Below are 25459 nucleotides of genomic sequence, written 5' to 3' on the forward strand. Positions count from 1 at the left end.
CCGTTGGTCCGGTGGTTGGGGGCAGCGCTGTCGGCTCGACCGTCGGCCCGGTGGTCGGGCAGAGCGGTGCCGAGCCGGTGGGCGGAACCAGTTGCGTCGACCCGGCCGTGGCCGGACGGCACGTTCGCGGTGCCCCACCCGGGGTGGCCCTCGCGCCGTCGGTGGCCACCCTCCGGGTCGCGGTGCGCCGTGCCCTGGCCGGGTTGCCCGCTGACGGGCCGGTGCTGGTGGCCTGCTCGGGCGGGCCGGACTCGCTCGCCCTCGCCGTCGCCACCGCCTTCGTGACGTCCCGGCTCGGGCGGCGGGCCGCTCTGGTGACCGTCGACCACGGGTTGCAGGCCGGGTCGGCCGAACGTGCCGCCGCCGTCGCCGACTGGGCTGCGAGCGTCGGGTTCGATCCGGTCGAGGCGGTGCCGGTGACGGTGGCCGGCCGGCCGGGGGGCCCCGAGGCGGCCGCCAGGCAGGCCCGCTACCAGGCGCTCTCGGACGCCGCCCGCCGGTACCGGGCCAGTGCCGTCCTGCTCGGACACACCCGCGACGACCAGGCCGAGACGGTGCTGCTGGCGCTCGCCCGGGGGGCCGGCCCGCGTGGGCTGGCCGGGATGCCCGCCCGGCGGGACCTGGCCGGGGTGCCGCTGCTGCGCCCCCTGCTCGACGTCACCCGGGCACAGACCCGCGACGCGTGCGCGGCGTCGGGCCTGACCCCGTGGCAGGACCCGCACAACACCGATCCGTCGTACGCGCGGGCCCGGGTCCGCGCCGACGTGCTGCCGGCCCTGGTCACCGCCCTCGGCGAGGGGGTCCTGGACAACCTGGCCCGGACAGCACGACTGCTCGCCGCCGACACCGCCGCCCTGGACGACCTGGCCGCCGCCGCCCTCGCCACCCCGCCACCCCCATCCGACGGGGCGGCAGTCGACCGGCCTCCCCTGCGGGACGGTGGGGGCTTGTCCGTCGTGGCGCTGGCCGGGTTGCCGGGGGCGGTCCGCAGCCGGGTGCTGCACGCCTGGGCGCGGGAGTTGGGGGCCCCACCCGGTGCGCTCTCCCACCGGCATGTGGACGCGCTGGACGCGCTGGTCACCGCCTGGCGGGGGCAGGGTGCGACGGCGCTGCCCGGCGGGGTACGCGTCGGCCGTCGGGGCGGCCGGCTGCTGCCCGTCGGCTGAGCACATCCGATCGGGGTCCGTCGGCTGAGCGTGCCCGAGTGGGCGACCCGTCGGCTGGACGCCTCCCGAGTGGGACCCGTTGGCTGGGCGCGTGCCGAGTGGGGACCCGTTGGCTGGCTGAGTGCGCCTCAGGCAGGGTGACCGGGGGCGGGGGAGTGATCAGATTGCGTTTTTGAGCATTCGGGCCGGCGTGTCGTCTCCATTTTCGCAATCTGATCATGATGTGCCGAGCGCCGAGCGCCGAGCGCCGAGCGCCGAGCGCCGAGCGCCGAGCGCCGAGCGCCGAGGCGCCCGTGCAGCGGTGTGGCCGCGTACCCGTGGGGGTGGGTTGGGGTGGTGCGGTAGACAGGGCTGATGGCGTACCCCCGCAGTGCCCTGTTCGCCCCGCACGGTGCCGTCTCGACCAGCCACCCGCTCGCGGCGGCGGCGGGCCTGGCCGTGCTGCGGCGCGGCGGCAACGCCGTCGACGCGGCGCTGGCCACCGCGATCACGTTGACCGTGGTGCAGCCGCCGTCCAACGACATCGGTGGTGACCTGTTCGCCATCGTCTGGGACGGCGACCGGCTGCACGGTCTCGCCGCCGCCGGGCGGTCACCGGCCGCGCTGACCCGGGAGGTGGTGCTGGCCGCCACCGGCGGGGCGGCGGCGGAACCGGTGGCCGCGCTCGGTGGCGCGCAGGCGGCCGGGCCGGCGATGCCCGCCCGGGGCTGGCTGCCGGTGACGGTGCCGGGTGCGCCGGCCGGCTGGCGGGACCTGCACGACCGGTTCGGTGTGCTGCCCTTCGCCGACCTGTTCACCGATGCGGTCGGGTACGCCGAGCATGGCCACCCGGTCTCCACCGGCACCGCCGCCACCTGGGCCCGGGCACTGGCGCAGCCGGTGCCGACGGGTGCCGAGTTCACCGAGTTCGACCGGGTCTTCACGGTGGGGGGTCGGGCACCCCGGCCGGGTGAACGCTGGCGCAATCCGGCGGCGGCCCGGACGCTGCGGCTGATCGCCGCCACCGGCGCGGAGGACTTCTACCGGGGTGCGATCGCGGACGAGCTGGACCGGCACGCCGCCCGGACCGGTGGCTTCCTCACCGCCGCCGACCTGGCCGCGCACACCTCGACCTGGGTCGACCCGGTCAGCGTCAGCTACCGGGGGCACGAGGTGTGGGAGCTGCCGCCGCCGGGGCAGGGGCTGGCGGCGCTGCAGGCGCTGGGCGTCCTCGACGGGCTCGACCCGGTCGCCGACCCGGTGGACCGGGTGCACCGCCAGGTGGAGGCGGTGAAGCTCGGCTTCGCCGACGCGCACGCGCACGTGGCCGACCCGGACCGGGCCGACGTGCCGACCGCCGGCCTGCTCGACCCGGGCTACCTGGCGGCGCGGCGGGCGCTGCTCACCGACCGGGCCGGCGACCCGGTGGCCGGCACGCCCGAGCGGGGCGGCACCGTCTACCTCTGCACGGCCGACGCCGACGGGCTGATGGTCAGCCTGATCCAGTCCACCTACCTGGGGTTCGGTTCCCGGGTGGTGTTGCCCGGCCACGGTTTCGTCCTGCAGAACCGGGGCACCGGTTTCCGGCTCGACCCGGGTCATCCCAACGTGGTGGGGCCGGCCAAGCGGCCCTTCCACACGATCATCCCGGGCTTCCTGACCCGCGACGGGGCACCGGTCGGGCCGTTCGGGGTGATGGGCGGGCACATGCAGCCGCAGGGGCACGTCCAACTGGTCGCCGCGACCGTCGACGCCGGCCTCGATCCGCAGGCCGCCCTGGACGCCCCCCGCTGGTACTGGCACGCCGGCCGGACCCTGCTCGTCGAGCCGGCCCTGGCGGCGGAACCCGGCCTGGTCGCGGGGTTGCGCGCCCGGGGCCACGAGGTCACCGTCGCCGACGAGCCGTCGGTCTTCGGGTACGGCCAGGCGCTGTGGCGTGACCCGGCCGGCGGCTGGGTGGTCGGCGCGGAGCCCCGGGTCGACGGCGCGGCGCTGGGCTACTGACCCCGGCGCTGCCCCCGGGGGCGGCGGCTCAGGCGGTGGGGACCCGGTCGCGGAAGGTGGTGCGGTAGCCCTGCGGGGTGGTGCCGACCCGGCGGGCGAAGTGGTGGCGCAGGGCGGCGGCGTCGGGGAACCCCGAGCGGGCGGCGACGCTCTCCACGCTGAGCCGGGTCTCCTCCAGCAGCCGACGGGCCAGCAGCACCCGCTGGTTGGTGAGCCAGTCGTGCGGAGTGGTGCCGGTCTCGGCCCGGAACCGGCGGGCGAATGTCCGCGGTGACATGCCGGCGCGGGCGGCCAGCTCGTCCACGGTGGTCGGCCGGTCCAGGTGCCCCACCAGCCAGCTCAGCACCGGTTCGAGGGTGGGGGCGTCGGGGGTGGCCGGGATCGGCGCCTCGACGTACTGGGACTGGCCGCCGTCGCGGTGCGGGGGGACCACCATCCGCCGGGCGAGCCGGGTGGCGGTGCCCGAACCGTGTTCCTGGCGTACCAGGTGCAGGCAGGCGTCGATGCCGGCGGCGGTGCCGGCGCTGGTCAGCACCGGCCCGTCGGCCACGTAGAGGCTGTCGCACCGGACCCGGGCCGAGGGGTGGCGGCGTTGCAGCTCGTCGACGTACTTCCAGTGGGTGGTGCACTCCCGGCCGTCGAGCAGGCCGGCCGCACCGAGCACGAACGCCGCGGAGCAGACGCTGAACACGTACGCCCCCCGGTCGGCAGCGCGGCGCAGCGCGGCCAGCACCGCCTCGGGCAGCTCACCGTCGCCGTGGGTGTACGCGGGCACCGCGACCAGGTCGGCGTCGTCGACCGGGGCGAGGTCGGCGTGCGGGGTGAGGCCGAAGCCGGAGGCGGTGCGCACCGGGTCGCCGTCGGCGGTGCAGACGGTGAACCGGTAGCCGGGGAAACCGTCGTCGGTGCGGTCGGTGCCGAAGACCTCGGTGAGCACGCCCAGCTCGAAGACGGCCACCTGGTCCAGTGCGATGACGGCCACCGATCGGATCATGTGACGAGGGTAACCGCAGGAGTGGCAGAAAATCGAGGGGGTATGGCATTGCTGCCACTGTCCGGGGCTGGCGTGGGGGCGGAAACTGGTAGCAGTCCGGTGCGCGCCGGCGGCGAAAACCACTCAGATCCCCGGAAAGTGAGCGCCGCCATGCAGTTCCTGTTGTTCCTGCTCTTCATCGTCGCGCTGGCCGTCGCCTCGGCGGTCGGCCTGACCGCCGACACCCGTGACTCCGCCGACTGGAAGCCCACCGAGGACGGTCGCCGCTGGCGGTCCCGCGCCTGCTGAGGTGGTTGCTCCCGGTGTGCCGGAAAAAACCGTGGCGGGGTCGCGCCGAAAGGTGCGGCCCCGCCGACGCGGGTCGGCCGGCGTACGGCAGGCTAGGAGCATGGCTGACGGCTCCTGGTACGACGCCGACATCGATCACGTGATCATCTCCGAGGCACAGATCCGCGAGAAAACGGCGGAGCTGGCCAAGCAGGTCTCGGCGGACTATGCCGGGGTCACCGACGGGCTCCTGCTCGTCTGCGTACTCAAGGGCGCGGTCATGTTCATGGCCGACTTCGCCAGGGCGTTGGGCCGCCAGGGTCCACCCGTGGAGCTGGACTTCATGGCCATCTCCTCGTACGGCCAGGGCACCACCTCCTCCGGCGTGGTGCGCATCCTCAAGGACCTGGACCGGGACATCGCCGGTCGGCACGTGGTGGTGGTCGAGGACATCGTCGACTCCGGCCTGACCCTGTCCTGGCTGCTGCGCTACCTGGAGTCCCGGTCGGCGGCCAGCGTCGAGGTGGTGGCCCTGTTCCGTAAACCGGAGGCGGTGAAGGTCACGGTCCCGGTGAAGTACGTCGGCTTCGACATCCCCACCGAGTTCGTGGTCGGCTACGGCCTGGACTTCGGTGAGCGCTACCGCGAGCTGCCGTACGTCGGTGTGCTCAAGCCCGAGGTCTACGCCCGGGCCTGAACTTCCGCTCGTATCGGTCGTCATCGAGCGGACGTTCAGCGGGCTCCCAGCCAATCCGACTACGGTAGGGACGGGTGGCGTGGGGGCAGCTCCGCGCCCGGCACCCCGACCCGCGTGACCGGGCGGTCGACGGAGCCGGTGCGCAGTTCCCCGCCACGTCGGCTGAGACCCCGGTTCGCCGTCCACGCGGGCGCCGGGCTCGCAGGCTCGCAACTCGGGGTCACGAATGTGCCCGACTGCGGGGCTCGCAAGCTCGCACCTGGCGCGCACGGTGTACCGTCGAATGACCGCGGTGCGGCAGTTCGCGCGCCCCGGGGTCGAGGCCGGCCCGCACGGCGGCTCGACGCCGCCTCCGGCGGCGACACCATTCAGACGGTCAGGACGTCGATCAGGAGGATGCGGGCGCCTCGGCGCTCGACAACAGCATGGAACGTACGCGTTTCTTCCGCCGACCGGTGGTCTGGATCATCCTGGTCATCCTCGGCGCCGTTGTGCTCAGTCAGCTGTTCACCGCTGGTCCCAGCTACCACCGGGTGGACACTTCCGTTGCGCTCGACCAACTGCACACCGCCAAGATCAACAAGGTCGTCTTCCAGGACAAGGAGCAGACGCTCCAGCTCAACCTGGCCGAGAAGACCAAGTTCGGCGACACCACGACCGACCGGATCGAGGCCCAGTTCCCCTACCAGGCCGGCGAGCAGGTCTGGAACGAGGTCCTCGATGCCAAGGCGGCCAACCGGGTCACCGGCCCGGCGGACGCCAAGGTGTCGTCCGACAGCATCTGGGTGAGCCTGCTGGTCAACCTGCTGCCCATCGCGCTGCTCGTGCTCCTGCTGCTGTTCTTCATGTCGCAGATGCAGGGCGGCGGCTCCCGGGTGCTCAACTTCGGCAAGTCCAAGGCGAAGATGATCACCAAGGACACCCCGAAGACGACCTTCGCGGACGTGGCCGGGGCCGAGGAGGCGGTGGAGGAACTCCACGAGATCAAGGACTTCCTCCAGAACCCCGCGAAATACCAGGCCCTGGGCGCCAAGATCCCGAAGGGCGTACTGCTCTTCGGCCCGCCCGGTACCGGTAAGACGCTGCTGGCCCGCGCCGTCGCCGGCGAGGCCGGGGTGCCGTTCTACTCGATCTCCGGCTCGGACTTCGTGGAGATGTTCGTCGGTGTCGGCGCCAGCCGGGTCCGCGACCTCTTCGAGCAGGCCAAGGCGAACGCCCCGGCGATCGTCTTCGTCGACGAGATCGACGCCGTGGGCCGGCACCGTGGCGCCGGCATGGGCGGCGGCCACGACGAGCGGGAGCAGACCCTCAACCAGCTGCTCGTCGAGATGGACGGCTTCGACACCAAGGGCGGGGTCATCCTGATCGCCGCCACCAACCGACCGGACATCCTCGACCCGGCGCTGCTGCGTCCGGGCCGGTTCGACCGGCAGATCCCCGTCGACGCCCCCGACATGGAGGGCCGCAAGGCGATCCTGCGGGTGCACGCCAAGGGCAAGCCGTTCACCCCCGACGTCGACCTCGACGCGGTCGCCCGGCGTACCCCCGGCTTCTCCGGGGCCGACCTGGCCAACGTGATCAACGAGTCCGCGCTGCTCACCGCCCGCAAGGAACAGCGGGCGATCAGCAACGACTCGCTGGAGGAGTCGATCGACCGGGTGATCGCCGGGCCGCAGCGCCGGACCCGGGTGATGAGCGACCAGGAAAAGAAGATCACCGCGTACCACGAGGGTGGGCACGCGCTGGTCGCCTGGGCGCTGCCGCACGCCGCGCCGGTGCACAAGGTGACCATCCTGTCCCGGGGTCGTTCGCTGGGGCACACCCTGGTCCTGCCGACCGAGGACAAGTACACCCAGACCCGGGCCGAGATGATCGACACCCTGGCGTACGCGCTGGGCGGTCGGGCCGCCGAGGAACTCGTCTTCCACGAGCCCACCACCGGCGCCGGCAACGACATCGAGAAGGCCACCCAGTTGGCCCGCGCGATGATCACGCAGTACGGCATGAGCTCGAAGCTCGGCGCGATCAAGTACGGCACCAGCGGGGACGAGCCGTTCCTCGGCCGCAACATGGGCCACGAGCGGGACTACTCCGACTCGGTCGCCGCCGAGATCGACGGCGAGATGCGGGCCCTGATCGAGCTGGCCCACGACGAGGCCTGGGAGATCCTGGTGGAATACCGGGACGTCCTGGACAACATGGTCCTGGAGCTGATGGAGAAGGAAACCCTCTCCACCGCCGACATGGCCCGGATCTGCTCCCGGGTGGTCAAGCGCCCGCCGATGGCCCCGTACAACGGCTTCGGCAAGCGCCTGCCCTCCACCGAGCCGCCGGTGCTCACCCCGGCCGAGAAGGAGAAGCTCAAGGCGCAAGCCACCGCGGACGGCATCTCCGTCGGCGGCTCCTCGAACAACTCGGACGGTCTGCACTGAACACCGACGCCGCGGCCAGCCCCGACAACGCGGGGCTGGCCGCCTCGTCCACCGAGCCCGGTGACGAGGCGCTCGACCACGTCGCCGCCCGACTGATCAGCGGCAAGCTCAACGGTCGCCCGATCGAGGACACCATGGACCTCGGCCGGATCGAGAAGGCGGTCCGCGAGATCCTCATCGCCGTCGGCGAGGACCCGGACCGGGACGGTCTCCAGCAGACCCCGGCCCGGGTCGCCCGGGCGTACGCCGAACTCTTCGCCGGCCTGCGGGTCGACCCGGCCCAGGTGCTCAGCACCACCTTCGAGGCCAACCACGAGGAGTTGGTACTCGTCCGGGACATCGACGTGATGAGCCTCTGTGAGCACCACCTGCTGCCGTTCCGGGGCAGCGCGCACATCGGCTACATCCCCGGCCCCGACGGCCGGATCACCGGCCTGTCCAAGCTGGCCCGACTGGTCGAGGTCTTCGCCCGCCGCCCGCAGGTGCAGGAGCGGCTCACCTCGCAGATCGCCGACCTGCTGATGAGCCGACTGCAACCGCGCGGCGTCATCGTGATACTCGAATGCGAGCACATGTGCATGGCCATGCGCGGCATCCAGAAGAGCGGCGCCAAGACCATCACCTCGGCCGTGCGCGGCGTGCTCCAGCACGACGCGAAGTCCCGCGCCGAGGCGATGTCACTGATCATCCCCCGCTGAGCCCTGAGCCCTGAGCCCTGAGCCCTGAGCCCTGAGCCCTGAGCCCTGAGCCCTGAGCCGGGGTGCGGGCCGGGGCCGGGGGTCAGCCGGCCAGCAGGGCCAGCATGATCCCGGCGGTGGTCACCACCGCCGGCACCAGGCAGGTCAGCAGCCCCAGCCGGGGGGTACGCTCCCACCTCCCGTCCGGTCCCGGGGGGAACAGCTGGCTGATCCCGACCCAGCCGGCCGCGAACGCCGCCGCCGGCATCGGCAGACCCACCAGCAGCGCCGCCACGCTCACCGGGCCGGAGTCGACCGTCAGGAACAGCACCAACTGCACCACCGGCACGATCAGCGCCAGCGGACCGTACACCAGCAGGTTGCGCCACCGGGGTGGCCAGGCCGCCGGACGCGGCGCACCGCGCGCGGCCAACGCCGCGTCCGCGCCCTCCACCCAGCCCTGGGCCGTACGCAGTCCGGCCAGCACCGCCGCCGGACCGCCCAGCATCACCCTGGTGGCCTCGGTCAGCTCCGGCGGCGTCGGGGCCAACGAGATCGCCGGTACGCCCAACTCGCGCAGTCTCGCCTGCTGCGGCACCAACCGGGCGCGTACCTCGGCCAACTCCGCACGGGCCGCCTCCACGGCGCGGGACTGCGCCGCGGCAGCCGTCGCCGCACCCCGGCGTACCCCGTCGAGCTGGCGGGCGGCGGCCAGATACTCGGTCCAGGCTGCGGTCATCGACGGGGCCGGCTCACCGGCGGGCCGCTGCCGGACCGGCGCCACCGTCACCGCGTCATCGATGCTCACGCCCGACGCTCCGCATGACAGGTCACGGCCAGGTCCCCCTCGCGGTCGGTCACCTCAGGTCCCCCTCGCGGTCGCACAGCTGCGGCCCCCGTGGCGGTCGGTTCCTCGCGGTCAGGCCGTATCCGTTCCCCGCGCGGTCGGTCACGAGGTTTCCTCCTCGTCGGCGAACGGCACCAGGACGGTGCCCCGGTCGTCGGCACTGTCCCAGAGGACCACCCGGGCCGGTCGGGGACGCCACTGCACCGGATGGCCGAAAAGCGGAGCGAGCTGCGCACCAGGCACGTCGACGGTGGCGACCGCAGCCAGCTTGCCCACCTCGTCGTCCGGCTCCACCAACCCGGCGAACGGCGGAACCGTCCGCCACCAGCCCAACAGGTGCCGACCCGCCGGTGGGCCCTCCCGCAGCAGCGTGCGCAGCCGCTCCGGCGGCAGCTCCTCCGCGGTGGGTACGTCCACCCCGAACACCACGAAATAGGTCGGGCCGGTGCCGGTGGAAGCGGTCAGCAGGCCCGGCCCGTCCACCGTCGACACGCGGTGACACCCACCCAACTCGGCGGCGAGCGCGGCGGCCAGCGGGGCGGACCCCTCGGCCAGCGCGGCGACCACGAACTCCGCGCCGCCCGGCGGGTGGTGCGCGGCGACGCTCCGGGCGGCCGTCGCCAGCAGCGCCGCCGCCGCCAGGCCCGGCCCGAGCACCGCCAGGTTGCGCCCGGCCACCGGACCCAGCGGCACCGCCACGGTCGTCCGTGCCACGTCGACCGCCCGACCCAGCAGCGCCGCCGGGGCACCGGACCGCCCGGCGACGGCGGCCCGCATCCGTGGGTCGTTACCGAGCAACGGCCGGGCCCACCCGGCGAACACCACCGGCGGTACGGCACCCTCCGGCCGCGCCGCGAACAGGCGACGCCGCAGCCCTTCGACCACCTCCGGGGCGTCGTGCGGATCGGGGAACCGGACCAACCGCTCGTGCCCCCGGGTCGCGCCGCGTGGACCACCCAGCCCACCGGCGGTGTTCACCACCGCGCTGCCCACCGCCAGACCGGCGGCGGCATCGTTGGTCGGCATCAGCACCGCACTGCCCCCGGCGAGCGCCACCCGCACCGGGAACTGCCCCAGCACCGAGTCCCGGGGGGCCGACCCCGCACCGACACCCAGGTCACCCGCCCCGGCCAGGACAAGGTGGACGCCGTACCCCCGCCCCGAGCGGGCCAGCCCGTCCAACCGGGCCAGCACCTCGGCAGCCACCGGATCCCGATCCGACAACAACAGCGGAAAATTGTCGAGGACACAGACGATGCGGGGCAGCATCTGATGGTCACGCAGCTCCGCGAACCGCTGACCACCGGCCCGCGCCGCCGCCTCCTCCCGTCGGTGGATCTCCGCCGCCAACTGGTCGAACAGGTCCCGGACGTACTCCGGGTCGGCAGCCATCCCCGCCGCGCGGACCTGCGGCAACCACGACCGGTCCCGTTCGGTCTGGAGGAACTCCACGAACGACTCGCCGTCGCCCAGGTCCACCAGGTACAGCGCCAGTTCGTCCGGGCCGTACCGGGCGGTCAGGCCGAGCAGGGCGGTGGTCAGGAACGCCGACCGACCCGCGTCCGACCGGCCACTGACCAACCAGTGCGGGGTCAACTCGGTGAAGCCCACGGTGACCGGCCGGCCGCCGGCATCCCCGACCGTGGTGGACAGTCCGTCGACCGACGCGGTCGTCCACAGCTGGGCGTCCCCGGGTGGCAACAACTCGGCCAGACCCAACCGGGAACCCGCCTCCACCTGGTCGGCCAGCCGACGACACACCGCCCCGATCAGCTCCGGACCGGGATCGTCATCGACGAGGACGGGACAGTTCAGCCCACCCGGTGACTCGGTGCCCGGTCCGCTGAACGGACTGCCCGGCGGATCACCCACCAGCGCGTACGAGGTGCGCAGCCGCACCGGCGTGGCCTGTGGCAACGGCGGCCGACCCAGTACCGGCCAACCAGCCACCACCAGGTGCAGACCGGCACCCCGGCCGCGCTCGGCCAGCGCCACGATCCGGTCCAGGTCGCTCGACCCGGTCGACTCGGGCAACCCGGCGATCACCAGCAACAGGGTCCGGTCGTGCCGACGGGGACGACCGGCACCCGGAGACACCCACTGCTCTGCCTCGGTCAGCACCGACCGGAGCCCGGCCACGTCCGCCGCCGGAGGCGGCAGCAGACCCGCGTCGACCAGCGCCGCGAACGGGGCGAAGACGCCGTCGCCCCCCGACCCGACACCGTCGCCCCGGCTACCGCCCGGGGCGACGCCCGCGCCGGGCCGGCTGGTGGTGCCGTCGACGCCGCGCACCAGCAGGCAACCTGCGGGGATGGCCGCCAGCACCCGCAGCAGTACGGCCCGTAGCAGGCCGCGCACCCGCAGGTCCCGGGCGTCCGCGTCGAGCGTCAGGTGCCCCGACCCGAACAACGGCACCAGGGCCGGGAACCGGGCGTCCTCCAACGGGGCCGCCACCCCGATCCGCACGAAGGGCGGATTGTCCTCACCACACGGGGCGTCCGCCGACACGGTCTCCAGCGGGACACCGGCCCACCCCGGTGCGAGCAGGGCGGCGGCGCTGCGCAGCCGGTCCGCCAGTTCGTACTGGCGACGCTGGTCAGCGGGGGCGGGACGGATCTCGTCGAGGACGACGGTGGCCGCGGCGACGGTGGCGGCGGCCCGACGGTGCAGGGCTGCGGCGCGGTTCGTACGAGCCTTCGGACCGGCCACCGCGTCCACCCCTCTTTCCGAGGCGTGTCCACCCCTCCTTCGAGGTTGGATACCCCCGACTGCAGACCGTATCCCAGCCCGGGCCGCTCCCCCGGGATGCACGACGGCGATGCGCCGGGCTTGTCGCGAATGGTGGAGAACTCTCACCTGTCGGGGTCGTCCTGTCACGATCTGCAGCTTCCGGGGCATTGGGTACGAGGCGGCCAGCCGATAGCCTCAGGGGGTGGAATCAGTGCAGCCCCCCGCCGGTTCCCAGGTGTCCCGCGTACCGGCGCAGCGGACCCCACCGGACCAGTCGGCACCCCCTGCGCCGCTGCCGGTGCCGCCGCGTCGGCCTCGCCGGCTCCGGACCGTCCTCACCGTCGTCGGCGGGGTGTTGGCGTTGCTCTGTGTGGGGGCGGGAGTGACCGGCTACGTGCTGTACGAGCGGGCGGCCACCCCCGACCGCAGCGCCCCGGACGTAGTGGTGGACAACTACCTTCGCGAGTTTCTGGTCAATGAGAACGACACCCGCGCAGAACTCCTTGTTTGCGAGGGGAACCCAGACGGCCTTGCCGAACTTCGAGCCCTACGTGACGACCTACGCGACAGGGAGCGCCGTTTCGCGACCACCCTCACGGTCAGTTGGGGTGCCCTCTTGATCAAACGAGAGGGCGAAAGTGCGCAAGTGGAGACCGACCTTATTCTCTCAGCCGCCGTCGACGGCATCTCCCAGACCGACCGGCAACGTTGGCGCTTTCAAACCCGACTCAAAGACCATTGGAGAGTCTGCGAAGCCACGAAGAAGTTTTAGTTCATTCGATCCACAGCAGGTGGACCGGAACCTCGAGGGTGGTGGGCGGCTGTCCGCGCCAGGCCCAGCGGTACCACTCCAGTTCCGGAGTGACCCGCACGCAGATGTCGCCGTCGGCACCCGAGTACGACTCGGTCACCGCGCGAAGATCACGGCGTTCCGTAGCGTCCTCGACGTGCACCACCCGTCGTCCGTTGACCGCATCCGTCTCGAAGACCGGGGTGGGGGCGGGGTGTGTCGGTCCGTCCAGGGAGACCAGACGAATTCCCTGGCCACGAGCAGCATCAGTGGCCGATGGGCGGGCCCCGAGAGTCTCCACCCAGACCCGTTCCACGGGGACGAGCGGGGCGAAAACTTCGACCTGGTCAGACTCTGCCCGGTACCACTCGTGTTCGGGAATGATCGGCACATAGGTGCGGCTGCCCTGCACCACCCGTTCGTCGGCGCGTAGGTCTCCCCGCCACCCGAGGCCCGGAAGCCCGACGAGGACGCGGCGGCCACGAAGCTCGACCCGGCTGGTGGCGGGAACGATCTCTATCGGTCTCGGCGGTAGCGGCGCCCAGTCGGGCTGGCCGGCGAAGGGGTCCGGCAGCGGTCCGCTCATCGTCGCGTCGGTCTCATGCCGAGCCGTTCAGCGGTGCACCACGTTGCCGCATGAACGGCACCGGGTTGATCCCACCGGCGAAGCTGCGGTCACTGTCGACGTGCACCTCGAAGTGCAGGTGTGGGCCGGAGGAGTTGCCACTGCTACCCACCAGGCCGATCACCTCACCGGCCTTGACGAGCTGCCCTGGGGTCACCCGCGGCTTTTCGATCATGTGGCAGTAGCGGCTGACGAAGCCACCGGCGTGCAGGATGTCGACGAACCAGCCACACCCCCCCTTTCCGGGGAAGCCGTCGACATTACAGCTGAGATTGCCATCGTGGTCCGGATCGCAGCGGGCAACGAGCACCCGGCCGGTGGCAGCGGCATGGATCTCGGTTCGCTTGCGTGCGCCGATGTCTACGCCGTTGTGTCGCGGTCGACTCGCGGTACGGAAGCCGGAGCCGACCCCGCCCTCGATCGGTGCGGTCCATCCGGAAGCGGCGATGGTCCGCGCGGAGGCCCGGTCACACACCGGCCGGTCGGCGATCTGGACCGTCCGGGCGGCACCACCTGCCAGCGCGTTGACGATCTGACTGGCGATGTCCTCGTGCTTTGCGTACGCGTCGGGGTAGGCGCTGATCTGCACCTTCTGCGCGGCCCGGGTCAGGGGCATCCGCTCCCAACCGTCGAGCTTCAGCAGCTTTTCGTAGAACTTGCGGGCCGCGTAGTCGGGGCTCATCCGTTGGGTCACGCTGCCCCAGCCGGCCCGCTGCTGGAACAGGCCGAGGGAGTCGTGGTCAGACCCGACACCCTCGTTCGGAATGCCGCGGGAACCGGCGACGGTGCTGTTGGACAGGTTGCGCAACGCCGACTCCTGCATCGCCGTGGCCACCGCGATCACCCAGCCCCGGGGCGGAACCTTCATCTCCTGACCGACCTTGATGATGACTGCGGCATTACGCATCTGAGTGGCCCCGTACACCGACATCCGGGGCATCTTGCCGGTAACACTGACCCGGTGCTCGTCATCGCACTGCTGCTCGTTCGACACCAGGGTCTCCTGGTCGCCACCGAGATTGGTCAGGAAGAACGCGGCGCTGCCGCCACCACAGCAGAGCAGCGCGAAAACGCCGGTCAGTGCGGCGGCGACGGCACCTACCCGGACCCGGCGGCGTGGGGCTCCGGTCGGTGACAGCTCGGCAGTCATTCCCGCTCCCAGTCCACGGCATCCACCAACCAATGGCCGTCGGGTGCAACCAGTTCCAGCCGCAGCCGTCCGCCCTCCAAGGGAACCAGAACCTCCGCGAAGACCGCTGTCCGGGGACGCAGCGTCGGAGCGCCGGCGATCTTGACAGCAGGCACCCCGGCCGGGTCGGCACCGGTCAACTTCTCGGTGAGTTCCGGCGTCGACATCGGCCGTAGAGCCGCCTGCCACTGCTCGGCAGTGGTGGTGGACCCGCCCAGCCAGGCAGTGGTGAACCGGGTGGCCGTCTGCTCGGGAGTCAACTCACCGGGTCGGGTACGCGGTGACTCCGGGGACGGCGTGGCGATGACCCCGTCGTCACCCTCTTCCGGATCGACGGTGGTGATGGGTTCCCGTGGGCGGCTGCTGAGTCCCGCTCTGAGGTCATCGGGACCGGCTACCAGGCGGGCCGTGCCGATCACCCCGAGCACCAGCACGGCGATCACGAGTGCGATGCCGAGCCGCGACCGGATGAGTCGCGTGAAGAGGAATTCGACTGCTCGCCGCATCGCGTCACCTGGCCTCGGAGCGTATACGGGGGCTGGGCTTCGCGGGTGTCGTTGCGGGTGCGGCCGAGTCGGGTCGGTAGACCACGAAGGACGGGGCCTCCTCCGGTACGTCCGGCTCGGTCCAGCTCGCCGGGGTGCGGCGCCGGGGGCGGGGTGCGGCCGTCGGCCGGCTGGTCTCCCGCGACGGTGGCTTCGCCTCGGTCTCGTCGGCGCGCTCGCGTCCATCCGGGCGTTCCCGCTGCGCCGGCGTGCTGACCGTGGAGTGGCTGGGGTCCTCGCGTCTGGCCTCAGGACGCAGGGTGACCGGTTCCAGCGCGGCCCCGCGCCGCCGGGTGAGCTTCGGCTCGGCCGTACCTCCCGGCTCGGCCACGTCGAGGCGGGCGGCGACGCGCATGTCCCGGAAGAACCGGCGGTGCCACGACCCGGCCGAGCCGACCGCCTCACTACTGTCCTTGCCGCCGAGCTGGGTGATCCTCCGGTAGGGCCGGAGCAACAACCAACCGACCACACCGCAGAGCCAGACCAGCACCACCTGAAGCCAGCCCGGCAGGGTGGGGGTGCTCATGATCAGGTCGACGGCGAACAGGTAGATCGCCGCCCCGGTGCCGAAGATGGCGATGTTGAAGACGGCGGCGACGACGGCATTTGCGAGTCGCCGCAACCCGGCGCTGGCCGGGCGGAGTAGGCCGATCGTGCCCAGGATCGGCGCGGCGATGACCGCCCACCGGAAGATCATGAATCCGAGCAGTACCAGCAAGGAGGCGGTGAGGTCGAACATGGCGAAGAGTAGAGAGGCGAGCACCGCGATGAACCCGGAACCGATCCGGTCCATGTCCCGGCTGCCCTGGAGATACTCGTACGCCTCGGGATCCTCGGCCTTGATCTGCTCGGCGACCGTCATCCACTGCTGCTGCTTGGCCTTGATGGTGGCCTCACGGGTGGCGGGGTTCTGCCGGAGCTTTTCCGCCTCCTCCCAGGAGAGCGACTTGGCGTCGTAGAGGGCCGCCCCGTACTTCTGCGCGGTCTCACTGTCCGCCGAACCGAGGACCCCACGTAGCCAGTTGCGGTACAACATCGATTCGGTGGCGGTGTCGCTGGCACGGACGGCAGGAGGCCGTTTGTCCACGCATGCATCCGGGTTCGGTAGGACGCATCGGTCCGGTGGAATGTCACGGGTCGCAGGTCCGACGGCGTCGTGTACGACGCCGAGGGAGGTGATGAGGGTGCCGTCAGCTATGTTGGCGGACTTCACCGGCCAGGCCGCCAGCGCGGTCACCGCGACCATCACCAGCAGGGCCCAGCCAGCGGTGGTCATCGCGTTGCTCATGTCTGACTGACGGGAACGCCAGAGCAGGTAGAGGCCCACCACGCAGAGCGTCACGATACCGAAGACGCTGAACACCTTCTGGTAGACGGCCTTGGTCGCTTTCTCCACCAGTGGGTCCGCCCAGTTCCACATCGACCGTGGATCCCAGGCGCGCTCCCGGAGCGCGTTCGAGGCACCAACCACCGCAGTGGCCATCATCAGTTCGCCGTTGGCGACGGTCGTGGTGAACTTGTAGTCCGGATGCAGGACAGTGGAGGCGCAGCCACCATCGACGTCGTACGTGTTGAAGCTGTAGCCGCCGTAGCCGTAGTCGCTGTAGAGGCCCTTCGGCCCGGGGAGCTTCGACGCGTCGGGCCGGGAGGCGAACCAGCCGGCCAGCCCGGAGTCGGGGGCTGAGGGAACCGGTGGCTTGCGGCAGTCCACCTCGGTTTCGCTGACCTGCTTCAGTTTCTTCACGCAGGCGCGGAAGTCGGCCTGCCACTCTTTGGTGGTGCAGAGATCCGCTGCGGCCTGTGCCGTCACGGATGTCGCGGCGTACGCCGGTGTGGCCCCGATCACCGGCCAGGCGATCGTGGCACCGGCGAGTACGCCGAGTGCGAGGAGGAGCGCCGTGATCCGTGCCCGGGTCCTCGCCATTGTCACGCCTCCAGATCAGCCAGGACGGTCGGTAGTATCCCGGCGGCCTGAGCGGCTGCGGCGGGGGTGGTGTCGAGGTGGTCCAGCAGCCCCTCGACGTACGACACGTCCACCCGGACCTTCTGCACCCGGCCGTCGACGTCCCGCATGACGAATTCGCGGAAGCCGAGCCGGGTGGCTGAGGTGGTGTCGACGGCGGACAGGGAGGCCAGGGTGGCCTCGTAGCCGTCGTCGACCGGAACCCGGAGCAGCCGGAGCGCCTCGGAGGCGATCTCGGTGTCCTCGGCGATCCGGCCGACGAAGACGGTGGAGACGAGGTTCTGGACGTCGAGGCCGAGGATGTCCTTGGGGTTCTGTGAGGCGACCAGGGCGGCGAGGTTCCACTTGCGGGAGTCGCGGGCGAGGCGGACCAGGAAGGACCGGCCGGAGCGCCAGCCCTCCATGAAGTGCGCCTCGTCCAGGCCGACGAGCTTGCGGGAGGACATCGACCCGCCGTAGCAGCGGCGTACGGCGAGACGGTGCGCGGTGTGCAGCATCGGCAGCGCCAGCGCCTCCTCGGCCGACCAGTACTCGCGTTCGATCTTGAGGTCGGGCAGTCGGAGACCGGCCATGGTGATCACGGTGAGCGCCGCGTCGGCACCGAGCAGCCCCTCCGGCGGGCGGCCGAAGAAGAGCATGGCCAGCGGCATCTCGGCGGTGTCGAGCAGCAGGTGGGCCAGTTCCCGGCCGGCGTCGTCGTCGAGCCCCTGCAGGCAGGTGACCACGTCGTCGAGGGTGGAGGTCTCCTCGGCGGGCACCTGGCGTACCGCGTGCCGGAACAGGGTGGCGGTGGACGCCTCCCTGGCCACCTGCGGTGGCACCAGCATCATGCAGATGTCCTGCACCAGCATGCGTCGCTCGGCCCGGGCGTTGGAGACGGCGATCTCGAACTCGCGGTCACCCGCCGCGCCGCTGTTGAACTCGCTGCGCAGCGGGGTGGGGATGAGCGCGTACGGGGCCAGCGTCCCCGGCTCCGAGCCGGTCAGGTTGAGCACCCGGGCGTACGGCTTGAGTTCGGGCATGGCGCAGAGCCGGGCCAACGGGCCGGACGGGTCGAGCAGGGTGACCTGGACCCCCCGCCGGGCGGCCAGGTAGCCGAGCGCGCCGAGCAGCGTCGACTTGCCACCGCCGGGTTCGGCGACGAAGACGGCGAGGCCGGAGCGCTCGCGTACCTCCATCGGGAAGTGCAGGTCGAGGAAGACCGGCCGGCGGCAGGTCCCGGCGGTACGACCGATCAGGTCGCCCCGCCGGTCACCGACGGTGGACGCCGCCTGGGGGAGTGCGGCGGCCAGCAGCGGCACCGGCATCCGGCGGACGTAGCCGGTGTTGGCGATGGGCTCGCCGGGGATGAACTCCCGGGCCAACCAGTCCTGGTTCTTGGGGTGTTGCAGCGAGATGCGCAGCTCGCGGGAGTAGAGCTGGATGAGCCGGCGGGCCCGTTCCATGCACTCCTCGCGGGTGCGGCCGCCGACGGCGATCCGGTGCCAGCCGTGCGCCCGGGCGGAGTCGACCGGCAGGCCGGTGGTCATCTCGTCACCGATCACCAGCGCCCGCTTGGCGAGCCGTTCCAGCTCGGGTGGGGCGTCGATGCCGTGTTCGGCGTAGTCGAGTTGCTGCGAGCGGATCATCCGCAGCCGGTGTTCGAGGTTACGGAAGGAGTCACCGGAGCCGAGGATGTCGACCCGGGTGGAGATCTCCATCGGCCAGGGCAGCCGCTCGTGGAAGTGCAGCCACGGTTCGTGCCGTTCGGGGATCTCCAACGGCTCCATCCGGCCGACCGCGAGCACGGCGACGTGCCGTTCCTCCCCGGTCATCCGGTTGACCAGCTTGACCGTGGTGCCGTACGGGGTGCGGTACCGCTCGACCTGTTCGGTGAGGGCGAGCAGGTCACCGCGTTCCCACCGCCCGTTGGTCACCGGGGAGAGCGTGCCGGGCGGGGCCATGCACAGCGCCACCGAGCGGTAGAGCAACCACTCCAGCTCCTGTGCGGTGACCCGCCGACCCCGCATGCCGAAGCTGCCCAGCACCTCGTCGAACTGCTCGACGGTGCGGCCCAGCTTGCGACGCTCCCCGTCGGCGGTGCCCCTGCCGAAGGCGCGCAGCAGGCGTTCGGTGAGGGAGTCGCCGAGCGAGCGACGGGCGAAGGTGACCCCCAGGTAGGTCTGCCCCTCGGCGTGGTTGACCGACATCAGGTGCTGCTGTGCGGCGACCAGGTGGTCGGCCCAGCCGGGCGTGCCGGGGACGTCGGGCAGCGGTGACGCGGTGTGCGCGTCGATGGTGCGGGCCCACTCGTCGGCCGGGAACGGCCGGGTGGTGCGGCGCAGGTGCAGCCGGAAACCGGCCAGGCCGGCGTACTGCTCGGAGATCGCGGAGAGCAGCGCCTCGCGTTCGGCGTCAGGGCGGAACGCCCACCGGACCTCGGGGAGCCAGTACCAGGCGGTGACCGTGTTGGGGGTGAAGGTCAGGTGCCCGGCGATCTCGGTGATCGCCAGGTCGATCGAGGGGTCCCGGTCACCGAACTTGATCTTTGGGGGGCGTACCCGGACGGGCTTGGTCGCCTCGGTCCGGCGGCTCGCCGCACGTTGCCTCGGCGCGGCCAGTTCGCGGGGGCCGGGTTCGGTGGGGTCGGGCTCGACGAGTGCACGCCGGGTCGGTTCGGCGGTCAGCGCGCCGGCCGGCGCGGTCACGGACTCGACGCGGACCGGTTCGGCCGGCTCCGGCCAGGCCGGGTCGGTGGTCTCCGGCCACACCGGCTCGACGTGGTCGGGCCAGGCCGTCGGCGGGGACTCCACCGGGGTGGGGCGGGGCCGAGCGGTCAGCGCTGCGGCCCTTCGGGCCTGTTCGTCGGCGTCCCGCCGGGCCGACTCGGCGGCCTCGCGCCGGCTGCGCTCGGCGGCCTCGATCCGGGCCGCGTCGGCCGCCGCCCGGCGGGCCTGCTCGGCGGCTTCCCGCTGCGCCGTCTCGGCGGCCTCGTGTCGGGCCTGTTCGGCGGCTTCGCGCTGGGTCTGCGCGATCGCCTCCCGTCGGGCTGCTTCGGCGCTCTCCCGGCGGGCCTGTTCGACGGCTTCCCGCCGGGCCTGCTCGGCCGCTTCCCGGCGGGCGGTCTCGGCGGTTTCGCGGCGGCTGCGGTCGGCGGCTTCCCGGGCCCGTTCGGTGGCTTCCCGGCGGGCCCGTTCGGCCGCTTCGCGGGCGGTGAGCGGCTCGCCGGTGTCCCGGGGGAACAACTCGGCCGGGACGCGGCGCGGTGCCCGCTGCGGTGGTTCGGTCGGCCGGTCACCGGCGACCGCCGACCGGTCGCCCTGCTGGTGTGGAACCCGGGTACGGGCCGGTCGCTCGGTCGGCGGGGCCGCCTCGATGGCCGCCGGAGGTGCCTGCGCCTCGATCGCCGCCGGCGGCGTCGACGCGGCGGCCGTTCGGTGCGGGGCGGGCTGGGGCTGCCGGCCGGGGCCGCGCCGCGCGGCGGTGCCGGGGGGCGGCCCACCGGGTGCCGGGGGGGTGCCGGGGCGTGGACCGCCGCCGAAGAGGTCGAGGAAGGGGGAGTCGATGTCGGTGCCGTCACCCACCAGCATCGGCGCGGCGGAGACCGGCTCGACCGGGGGGGTGCCCCCGCCGGGGGTTGGGCGGGGTGCCTGGAAGACGCCGACCTTGCCCGGGCCGGTGAGCAGGGCCGGGTCGTACGGCTCGTCGTCCCGCAACTCCTCCTGGGGGTAGTCGAACGAGCGCGCACGGTTACCGTGTGGGGCGCTGTGTCGTCCGGCCGGGAAACCCGGCGTGGAAGAGCGACTCATTCGACCGCCTCACCCATGTGGTCCGACTGCCCGATGCGGGTACACCCGGTCATGCCAGTTCCTCCCGGATCCTGATCCGGCTGCCGACCAGGCGGGGGTCCCGCAGCTCGGCGGCCGGTTCCCGGGTGCGTCGCCAGTCGGTGAGCGCGGTGCGGATGACCATCCGCGCCGGTCGGTCCGGGTCGACGTACCGGAAGATGAACGAGGTGCTCACGATGGCGAGCGCGATCTCCCAGGCGGGAAACAGCTCGACCTGCAACGTGAACAGCCAGTGGATGAACATGTAGAGGGGTACGAGCAGCATGAACAGGCCGTACTGGGCGTAGGGCAGGTGGACCGGAAGGGTGTAGCCGGGCGGCCCGAGGTAGACCAGGCGGGCCCGGTAGATGTCGTCGTCGGTGCGCAGCCGCATGTCTCGCCCGCGCCTATTCGAAGATCAGATCGATCAGATAGTCACCGATGAAGAAGAGTGTGGCCGCGCCGGCGATGAAGGCCAGCCCGACGATCGCGATGGCCGAGCTGGTGAGCACCTTGGAGATCTCACCCCGGCTGGCCCGCCCGATGAAGATGACCCCGAGCACCGCGAGCAGGATGGGAGCGATCTTGCTGGCGAAGAAGGTGACGACACCGTTGGTGTCGATGCCCTTGGGGGCTGGTTCGGCGAGTGGCGCCGTCGCCAGGGTGTGCAGCACCTGCGCGACGCCGGACGACGTCGTCTCCATCAGCTCGAAGGCGATCACTGGAACCTCCCCATAACGCGGCCGGCGGCGCCGCGGTGGTGCAGTAGGCAAGCCTGGCGGGAATGTGCTCACTGTGCACGGCGTCGTTGACGCGGTGCGGGTCTCCCACCACGGAGAGTGGCGAGATTTGGGGGGATTTTCCCGCTTTGGCCCTCCCTCCAGGCTTCGCCATCTCTTGATGCTGGGCAATTCCACAGCGTACGGGCCGCCCCCCTTTGCGACAAGCCGCGAAGAGTCGACCCGATTCGGCCCGGAAGACCGATAGTACACATGTTCTAATCGGCACGTCAGTCCGGCCGTGGAGAGGGCCGGTGGGGGTTCCCGGGACGCCCCGGCGCGACCGGTACCGTCTAGTCGTGACCGATCTGGTACGGGCGCAGGCCCCGGTGGTGATGGGCGTCCTCAACGTCACGCCCGACTCCTTCTCCGACGGCGGCCGGTACGCGGATCTCGACGCCGCCGTCGCACACGGGGTGCGACTGCGCGACGAGGGTGCGCACCTGGTCGACGTCGGTGGCGAGTCCACCCGACCGGGCGCCGACCGGGTCGACCCACGGACCGAGGCGGCCCGGGTGCTGCCGGTGATCCGGGAACTCGCCGCCGCCGGCGTGCCGGTCAGCATCGACACCACCCGGGCGCCGGTGGCCGAGGCGGCCGTCGCCGCCGGTGCCGCCGTGGTCAACGACGTCTCCGGCGGACTGGCCGACCCCGACATGGCCCGGGTGGTCCGCGACGCCGGCTGCCCCTGGGTGCTGATGCACTGGCGGGGACACTCGCGCGGAATGGCCGGACTGGCCGCGTACACCGATGTGGTCGCCGACGTCCGGGTCGAGCTGGCCCAGCGGGTCGACGACGCGCTGGCCGCCGGGGTGGCCGCCGACCGGCTCGTGATCGATCCCGGGCTCGGCTTCGCCAAGACCGCCGCGCACAACTGGGAACTCAGCGCCCGCCTGCCGGAACTGCTCGAACTCGGCCTCCCCCTGCTCTTCGGGGCCAGCCGTAAGTCCTACCTGGGGCGGCTGCTCGCCGCACCCGACGGCACCCCCCGCGACACCGACGGCCGGGCCGCCGCCACCGTCGCCACCAGCGTGCTCGCCGTGGCCGCCGGCGCCTGGGGGGTCCGCGTGCACGACGTCCTGGGCACCGTCGACGCGCTCGCCGTCTGGTCGGCCACCGGCCACCCCCGGCTCGCCACCACCCCCATCGCGAAGGACCCGGCCCACGCCGGCCGGGCAGAGGGAGGACGACGATGACCGACCGGATCGCCCTGACCGGCCTGCGGGCCCGGGGCCGACACGGCGTGTACGACTTCGAACGCGCCCAGGGGCAGGAGTTCGTGGTCGACGCCGTCCTCGAACTCGACCTCGCCCCGGCCGCCCGCTCCGACGAGGTGACCGACACCGTCCACTACGGCGAGCTGGCGCAGCGGCTGGTCGCGGTGCTCACCGGCGAGCCGGTCAACCTGATCGAGACGCTCGCCGACCGGCTGCTCGCGGTCTGCCTCGCCGAACCGTTGGTCACCGCCGCCACCGTCACCGTCCACAAACCCGAGGCCCCGATCCCGCACCCCTTCGCCGACGTGTCGGTCACCCTGCGGCGTACCCGGTGACCCGGGCGGTGCTGTCGATCGGCAGCAACCTGGGCGACCGGCTCGGCCACCTGCGGACCGCGGTGCACCGCCTCGGTGACACGGTGCTGGTGCTCTCCGGCGTCTACGAGACGCCCCCCTGGGGGGACGCCGACCAGCCGGCGTACCTCAACGCGGCGGTGATGGTCGCCGACCCGGCGGCGGCCCCGGGCGACTGGTTGGCCCGCGCGCAGGCCGCCGAACGGGCCGCCGGTCGGGTCCGCGACCCGGCCCGCCGGTTCGGCCCGCGCACCCTCGACGTGGACGTCGTCGCCGTCTGGGACGACAGCGGCCAGCCGGTGCTCAGCGACGACCCGGAGCTGACCCTGCCGCACCCCCGCGCCCACCAGCGTGCCTTCGTGCTCCGACCGTGGATCGACATCGACCCGCACGGGCGACTGGCCGGCCACGGCTGGCTCACCGACCTGCTCAACGCCGAACCGGTCGCCGGTGACGCCCTGGAACTGAACCCGCGCCCCGATCTGACGTTAGAGTCGGACTTATGAACCAGTGGAGCCGGCCGGCATGACAGCGCCCCGACCGCCCCGTGACCAGGAACCCGACGGGTCGAGGATGGGCCCCACCCGGTTCTCGACCCTGGTGGTCGCCGCGCTCGCCGCCGCGGCCCTGGCCTGGCTGCTGATCAGCAGCTTCTACTACAGCGGGATCCCCCGGTTGCCCTGGCTGCCGGTGGTCACCCTGGCCGCGCTGGCGGTGCTGGAGGCGTACGCGGCGGTCAACACCCGGGGCCGCATCGAGCGCAAGCCCGGCCGGGAACCGGTCAACCCGCTGCTGGTGGCCCGGTTCGTGGTGCTGGCCAAGGCGTCCGCGCTGGCCGGGGCGATCTTCCTCGGCTTCTACGTCGGGCTGACCGGTTGGCTCTTCGTCGAGCCGACCAACGCGGCGATCGAGGACCGGCCGGCCGCCGGGGCCGGCGCGCTCGCCTCCCTGGCACTGGTCGCCGCCGCGCTCTGGCTCGAACGCTCCTGCCGGGTCCCCGAGTCCGACGACGACGCCGACGACCGGCAGGACCGATCCGGCCGCTGACCGAGGGGTTACGCCCAGCCCTGCGCGCGGGTACGGTGCCTGGCGACCGGAGAACAGTCAGCCGTCACCGGGGACGGCCGGTCACCTGGGAGGCGCACCGCATGGTGTACGACGAACCGGGCCGGGCGGCGTCGGCAGAGGTGCCCGTGACCGCACTGGACACCGTCTTCGACGACCCGACGCACGGGGAGCCCGGCCGCGACCGGCTGGGCGTGCACGTGGTCTGGGAACTGGTGCTGCTGCTCGCCCTCGTCGCGTTGGCCTACCTGCTCTGGCGGGAGAACCCCGACGCGTTGCGCGGGGCGGGCCTGCGCCGGTTGCTCGTCGACGCGGTCGCGTTGGGTCTGCTCGTCGTCGCCGCCGGGCTGAGCCTGCGTACCGCAGCGGTGAACCTGGCGATCGGCCCGGTCGCGCTGGCCGCCGCGCTGCACTTCGCCGAGCAGGGCGACCGGGGGGTGTCCACGGCGGTCGTGCCGGCCCTGGTCGCCGCCGCGCTGGGTGGGCTGGCCCTGGCCTGGGCGGTGGTGGTGCTGCACGTGCCCGGCTGGGCGGCGAGCCTCGCGGCCGCCGCCGGGATGATCGTGTGGATCGAGCGGTGGACCCTGCCGGTGGCGGTGCAGGCCGACTACGACCCCCGGCGCAACGCCTACTACCTGTTCGCCGGCTTCGCCGCGGTGGCCGTCCTGCTCGGAGCGTTCGGCGCGATCCGGGCGGTACGTCGGCTGGTCGGCCGGTTCCGGCCGGTGGCCGATCCGGCCCTGCGTCGCGGGATGGCGGCCGCCCTGGTGACCGCCGCCGCGCTGACCGCCTCCACCGTGCTCGCCACGCTCGCCGGGGTGCTCGTCGCCGCCAACGCGACCGGCCCGGTGACGCCGGGGTCGGGGCTGGACTGGACGGTGCTCGCGGTGGGCGTGTCCATGCTCGGCGGTGCCAGCGCGTACGGCCGGCGGGGCGGGATCTTCGGTGCCCTCCTCGCGGTCGCCCTGGTGGTGACCTATCTGGCCTGGGCGACCGGGACCGGCGCTCCGACCGACCGGTGGGCCGTCGGTGGGGTGGCGCTCGCCGGTGGACTGGTGGTCACCCGGATGGTCGAGACGTGGGGCCGACCCCGGACGGCCCGGGGTGAGCCGGTGGAGCTGCCGCCGGTGCGGGACGGGGCGATCAGCTCGGGGTGGTCGATGCCCCCGGCCGGCGAGGCGCGCAACTGGACCCCGGCGCTGCCGGAGCGGACGACCGACGCCGACACCCCGCCCGACCCCTGGGAGGCCCCCCGGTGGCAGAGCGGCCCGCCGCGCTGGGACGCCGACGAACGGTGACCCCGATCGGGCGGCGACCATCCCAGCGGGGCCCGG

22 protein-coding genes are annotated in these 25459 nt (G+C 72.6%); 12 read left to right on the plus strand and 10 right to left on the minus strand.

The annotated features are described in order from the left end of the window. Window positions 1-143: 143 nt before the first annotated feature. On the plus strand, window positions 144-1166 hold the full coding sequence (gene tilS / locus JQN83_RS14850; RefSeq protein ID WP_307799333.1) for a tRNA lysidine(34) synthetase TilS: 1023 nt from the start codon (window positions 144-146) through the stop codon (window positions 1164-1166). A gap of 354 nt (window positions 1167-1520) precedes the next feature. Continuing rightward, entirely contained in the window at window positions 1521-3149 is a 1629-nt protein-coding gene (locus JQN83_RS14855) for a gamma-glutamyltransferase family protein (protein ID WP_208567734.1), read from the plus strand. 28 nt (window positions 3150-3177) lie between these two features. Here JQN83_RS14855 and JQN83_RS14860 read toward each other — a convergent pair whose 3' ends face one another. Further along, window positions 3178-4143, minus strand: a complete 966-nt coding sequence (locus tag JQN83_RS14860) for a GlxA family transcriptional regulator (RefSeq protein WP_208567735.1) — start codon at window positions 4141-4143, stop codon at window positions 3178-3180. 150 nt (window positions 4144-4293) lie between these two features. Here JQN83_RS14860 and JQN83_RS14865 point away from each other — a divergent pair, with 150 nt between their 5' ends. The 4 genes from JQN83_RS14865 (at window position 4294) to folE (ending at window position 8237) form a co-directional block, all read left to right on the plus strand. Then, complete coding sequence (locus tag JQN83_RS14865) at window positions 4294-4431, plus strand: hypothetical protein (protein WP_208567736.1); 138 nt, start codon at window positions 4294-4296, stop codon at window positions 4429-4431. Window positions 4432-4531: 100 nt separating this feature from the next. Beyond that, on the plus strand, window positions 4532-5107 hold the full coding sequence (hpt, locus tag JQN83_RS14870; RefSeq protein ID WP_208567737.1) for a hypoxanthine phosphoribosyltransferase: 576 nt from the start codon (window positions 4532-4534) through the stop codon (window positions 5105-5107). A 425-nt stretch (window positions 5108-5532) separates the two neighbouring features. Further along, a complete protein-coding gene (gene ftsH / locus JQN83_RS14875) occupies window positions 5533-7539 on the plus strand; it encodes an ATP-dependent zinc metalloprotease FtsH (RefSeq protein WP_208567738.1) in 2007 nt (668 codons plus the stop codon). 35 nt (window positions 7540-7574) lie between these two features. After that, complete coding sequence (gene folE / locus JQN83_RS14880) at window positions 7575-8237, plus strand: GTP cyclohydrolase I FolE (protein WP_208567923.1); 663 nt, start codon at window positions 7575-7577, stop codon at window positions 8235-8237. Window positions 8238-8319: 82 nt separating this feature from the next. On the opposite strand, the gene JQN83_RS14885 is transcribed toward folE, so the two are convergent. Together JQN83_RS14885 and JQN83_RS14890 are read right to left on the minus strand one after the other, a co-directional pair. After that, on the minus strand, window positions 8320-9024 hold the full coding sequence (locus JQN83_RS14885) for a hypothetical protein (protein WP_208567739.1): 705 nt from the start codon (window positions 9022-9024) through the stop codon (window positions 8320-8322). A gap of 141 nt (window positions 9025-9165) precedes the next feature. Beyond that, window positions 9166-11781, minus strand: coding sequence for an FtsK/SpoIIIE domain-containing protein (locus JQN83_RS14890; RefSeq protein ID WP_208567740.1), 2616 nt, complete (start codon window positions 11779-11781; stop codon window positions 9166-9168). A gap of 223 nt (window positions 11782-12004) precedes the next feature. Between JQN83_RS14890 and JQN83_RS14895 the strand changes: the two genes are divergently transcribed. Beyond that, the gene (locus JQN83_RS14895; protein WP_208567924.1) at window positions 12005-12565 is read left to right on the plus strand and encodes a hypothetical protein; all 561 of its coding nucleotides are present in this window, start codon (window positions 12005-12007) and stop codon (window positions 12563-12565) included. A 1-nt stretch (window position 12566) separates the two neighbouring features. On the opposite strand, the gene JQN83_RS14900 is transcribed toward JQN83_RS14895, so the two are convergent. Genes JQN83_RS14900 through JQN83_RS14930 form a run of 7 tightly spaced genes read right to left on the minus strand, consistent with a single transcriptional unit; the run spans window position 12567 to window position 21433 of the window. After that, window positions 12567-13169: a hypothetical protein gene (locus JQN83_RS14900; RefSeq protein ID WP_208567741.1), complete on the minus strand. Its 603-nt coding sequence runs from the start codon at window positions 13167-13169 to the stop codon at window positions 12567-12569. A 13-nt stretch (window positions 13170-13182) separates the two neighbouring features. Further along, window positions 13183-14358: a M23 family metallopeptidase gene (locus JQN83_RS14905; protein WP_208567742.1), complete on the minus strand. Its 1176-nt coding sequence runs from the start codon at window positions 14356-14358 to the stop codon at window positions 13183-13185. Then, window positions 14355-14903 (minus strand): hypothetical protein, encoded by a 549-nt coding sequence (locus JQN83_RS14910; RefSeq protein ID WP_208567743.1) that lies wholly within the window; start codon window positions 14901-14903, stop codon window positions 14355-14357. Before JQN83_RS14910 ends, JQN83_RS14905 begins: the two co-directional genes overlap by 4 nt. 4 nt (window positions 14904-14907) lie before the next feature. Further along, window positions 14908-16866 (minus strand): MraY family glycosyltransferase, encoded by a 1959-nt coding sequence (locus JQN83_RS14915; protein ID WP_208567744.1) that lies wholly within the window; start codon window positions 16864-16866, stop codon window positions 14908-14910. A gap of 2 nt (window positions 16867-16868) precedes the next feature. Continuing rightward, on the minus strand, window positions 16869-20693 hold the full coding sequence (locus JQN83_RS14920) for an ATP-binding protein (RefSeq protein ID WP_244252485.1): 3825 nt from the start codon (window positions 20691-20693) through the stop codon (window positions 16869-16871). 49 nt (window positions 20694-20742) lie between these two features. After that, window positions 20743-21105 (minus strand): hypothetical protein, encoded by a 363-nt coding sequence (locus JQN83_RS14925; protein WP_067302246.1) that lies wholly within the window; start codon window positions 21103-21105, stop codon window positions 20743-20745. 13 nt (window positions 21106-21118) lie between these two features. Continuing rightward, window positions 21119-21433, minus strand: a complete 315-nt coding sequence (locus tag JQN83_RS14930) for a hypothetical protein (RefSeq protein WP_091247662.1) — start codon at window positions 21431-21433, stop codon at window positions 21119-21121. Between the two features lie 356 nt (window positions 21434-21789). On the opposite strand from JQN83_RS14930, the gene folP reads away from it, so the two are divergent. The 5 genes from folP to JQN83_RS14955 all read left to right on the plus strand — a co-directional run bounded on the left by folP (window position 21790) and on the right by JQN83_RS14955 (window position 25423). Next, entirely contained in the window at window positions 21790-22686 is an 897-nt protein-coding gene (gene folP / locus JQN83_RS14935; RefSeq protein ID WP_208567745.1) for a dihydropteroate synthase, read from the plus strand. Beyond that, on the plus strand, window positions 22683-23042 hold the full coding sequence (gene folB / locus JQN83_RS14940; RefSeq protein ID WP_208567746.1) for a dihydroneopterin aldolase: 360 nt from the start codon (window positions 22683-22685) through the stop codon (window positions 23040-23042). Before folP ends, folB begins: the two co-directional genes overlap by 4 nt. Beyond that, a complete protein-coding gene (folK, locus tag JQN83_RS14945; RefSeq protein WP_208567747.1) occupies window positions 23039-23566 on the plus strand; it encodes a 2-amino-4-hydroxy-6-hydroxymethyldihydropteridine diphosphokinase in 528 nt (175 codons plus the stop codon). Before folB ends, folK begins: the two co-directional genes overlap by 4 nt. A 19-nt stretch (window positions 23567-23585) precedes the next feature. After that, window positions 23586-24107 (plus strand): DUF3180 domain-containing protein, encoded by a 522-nt coding sequence (locus JQN83_RS14950; protein WP_372444032.1) that lies wholly within the window; start codon window positions 23586-23588, stop codon window positions 24105-24107. A 101-nt stretch (window positions 24108-24208) separates the two neighbouring features. Next, a complete protein-coding gene (locus JQN83_RS14955; RefSeq protein ID WP_208567748.1) occupies window positions 24209-25423 on the plus strand; it encodes an ABC transporter permease in 1215 nt (404 codons plus the stop codon). Window positions 25424-25459 lie beyond the last annotated feature (36 nt).

This window comes from Micromonospora antibiotica (genome assembly GCF_017599305.1).
Classification (GTDB): domain Bacteria; phylum Actinomycetota; class Actinomycetes; order Mycobacteriales; family Micromonosporaceae; genus Micromonospora; species Micromonospora antibiotica.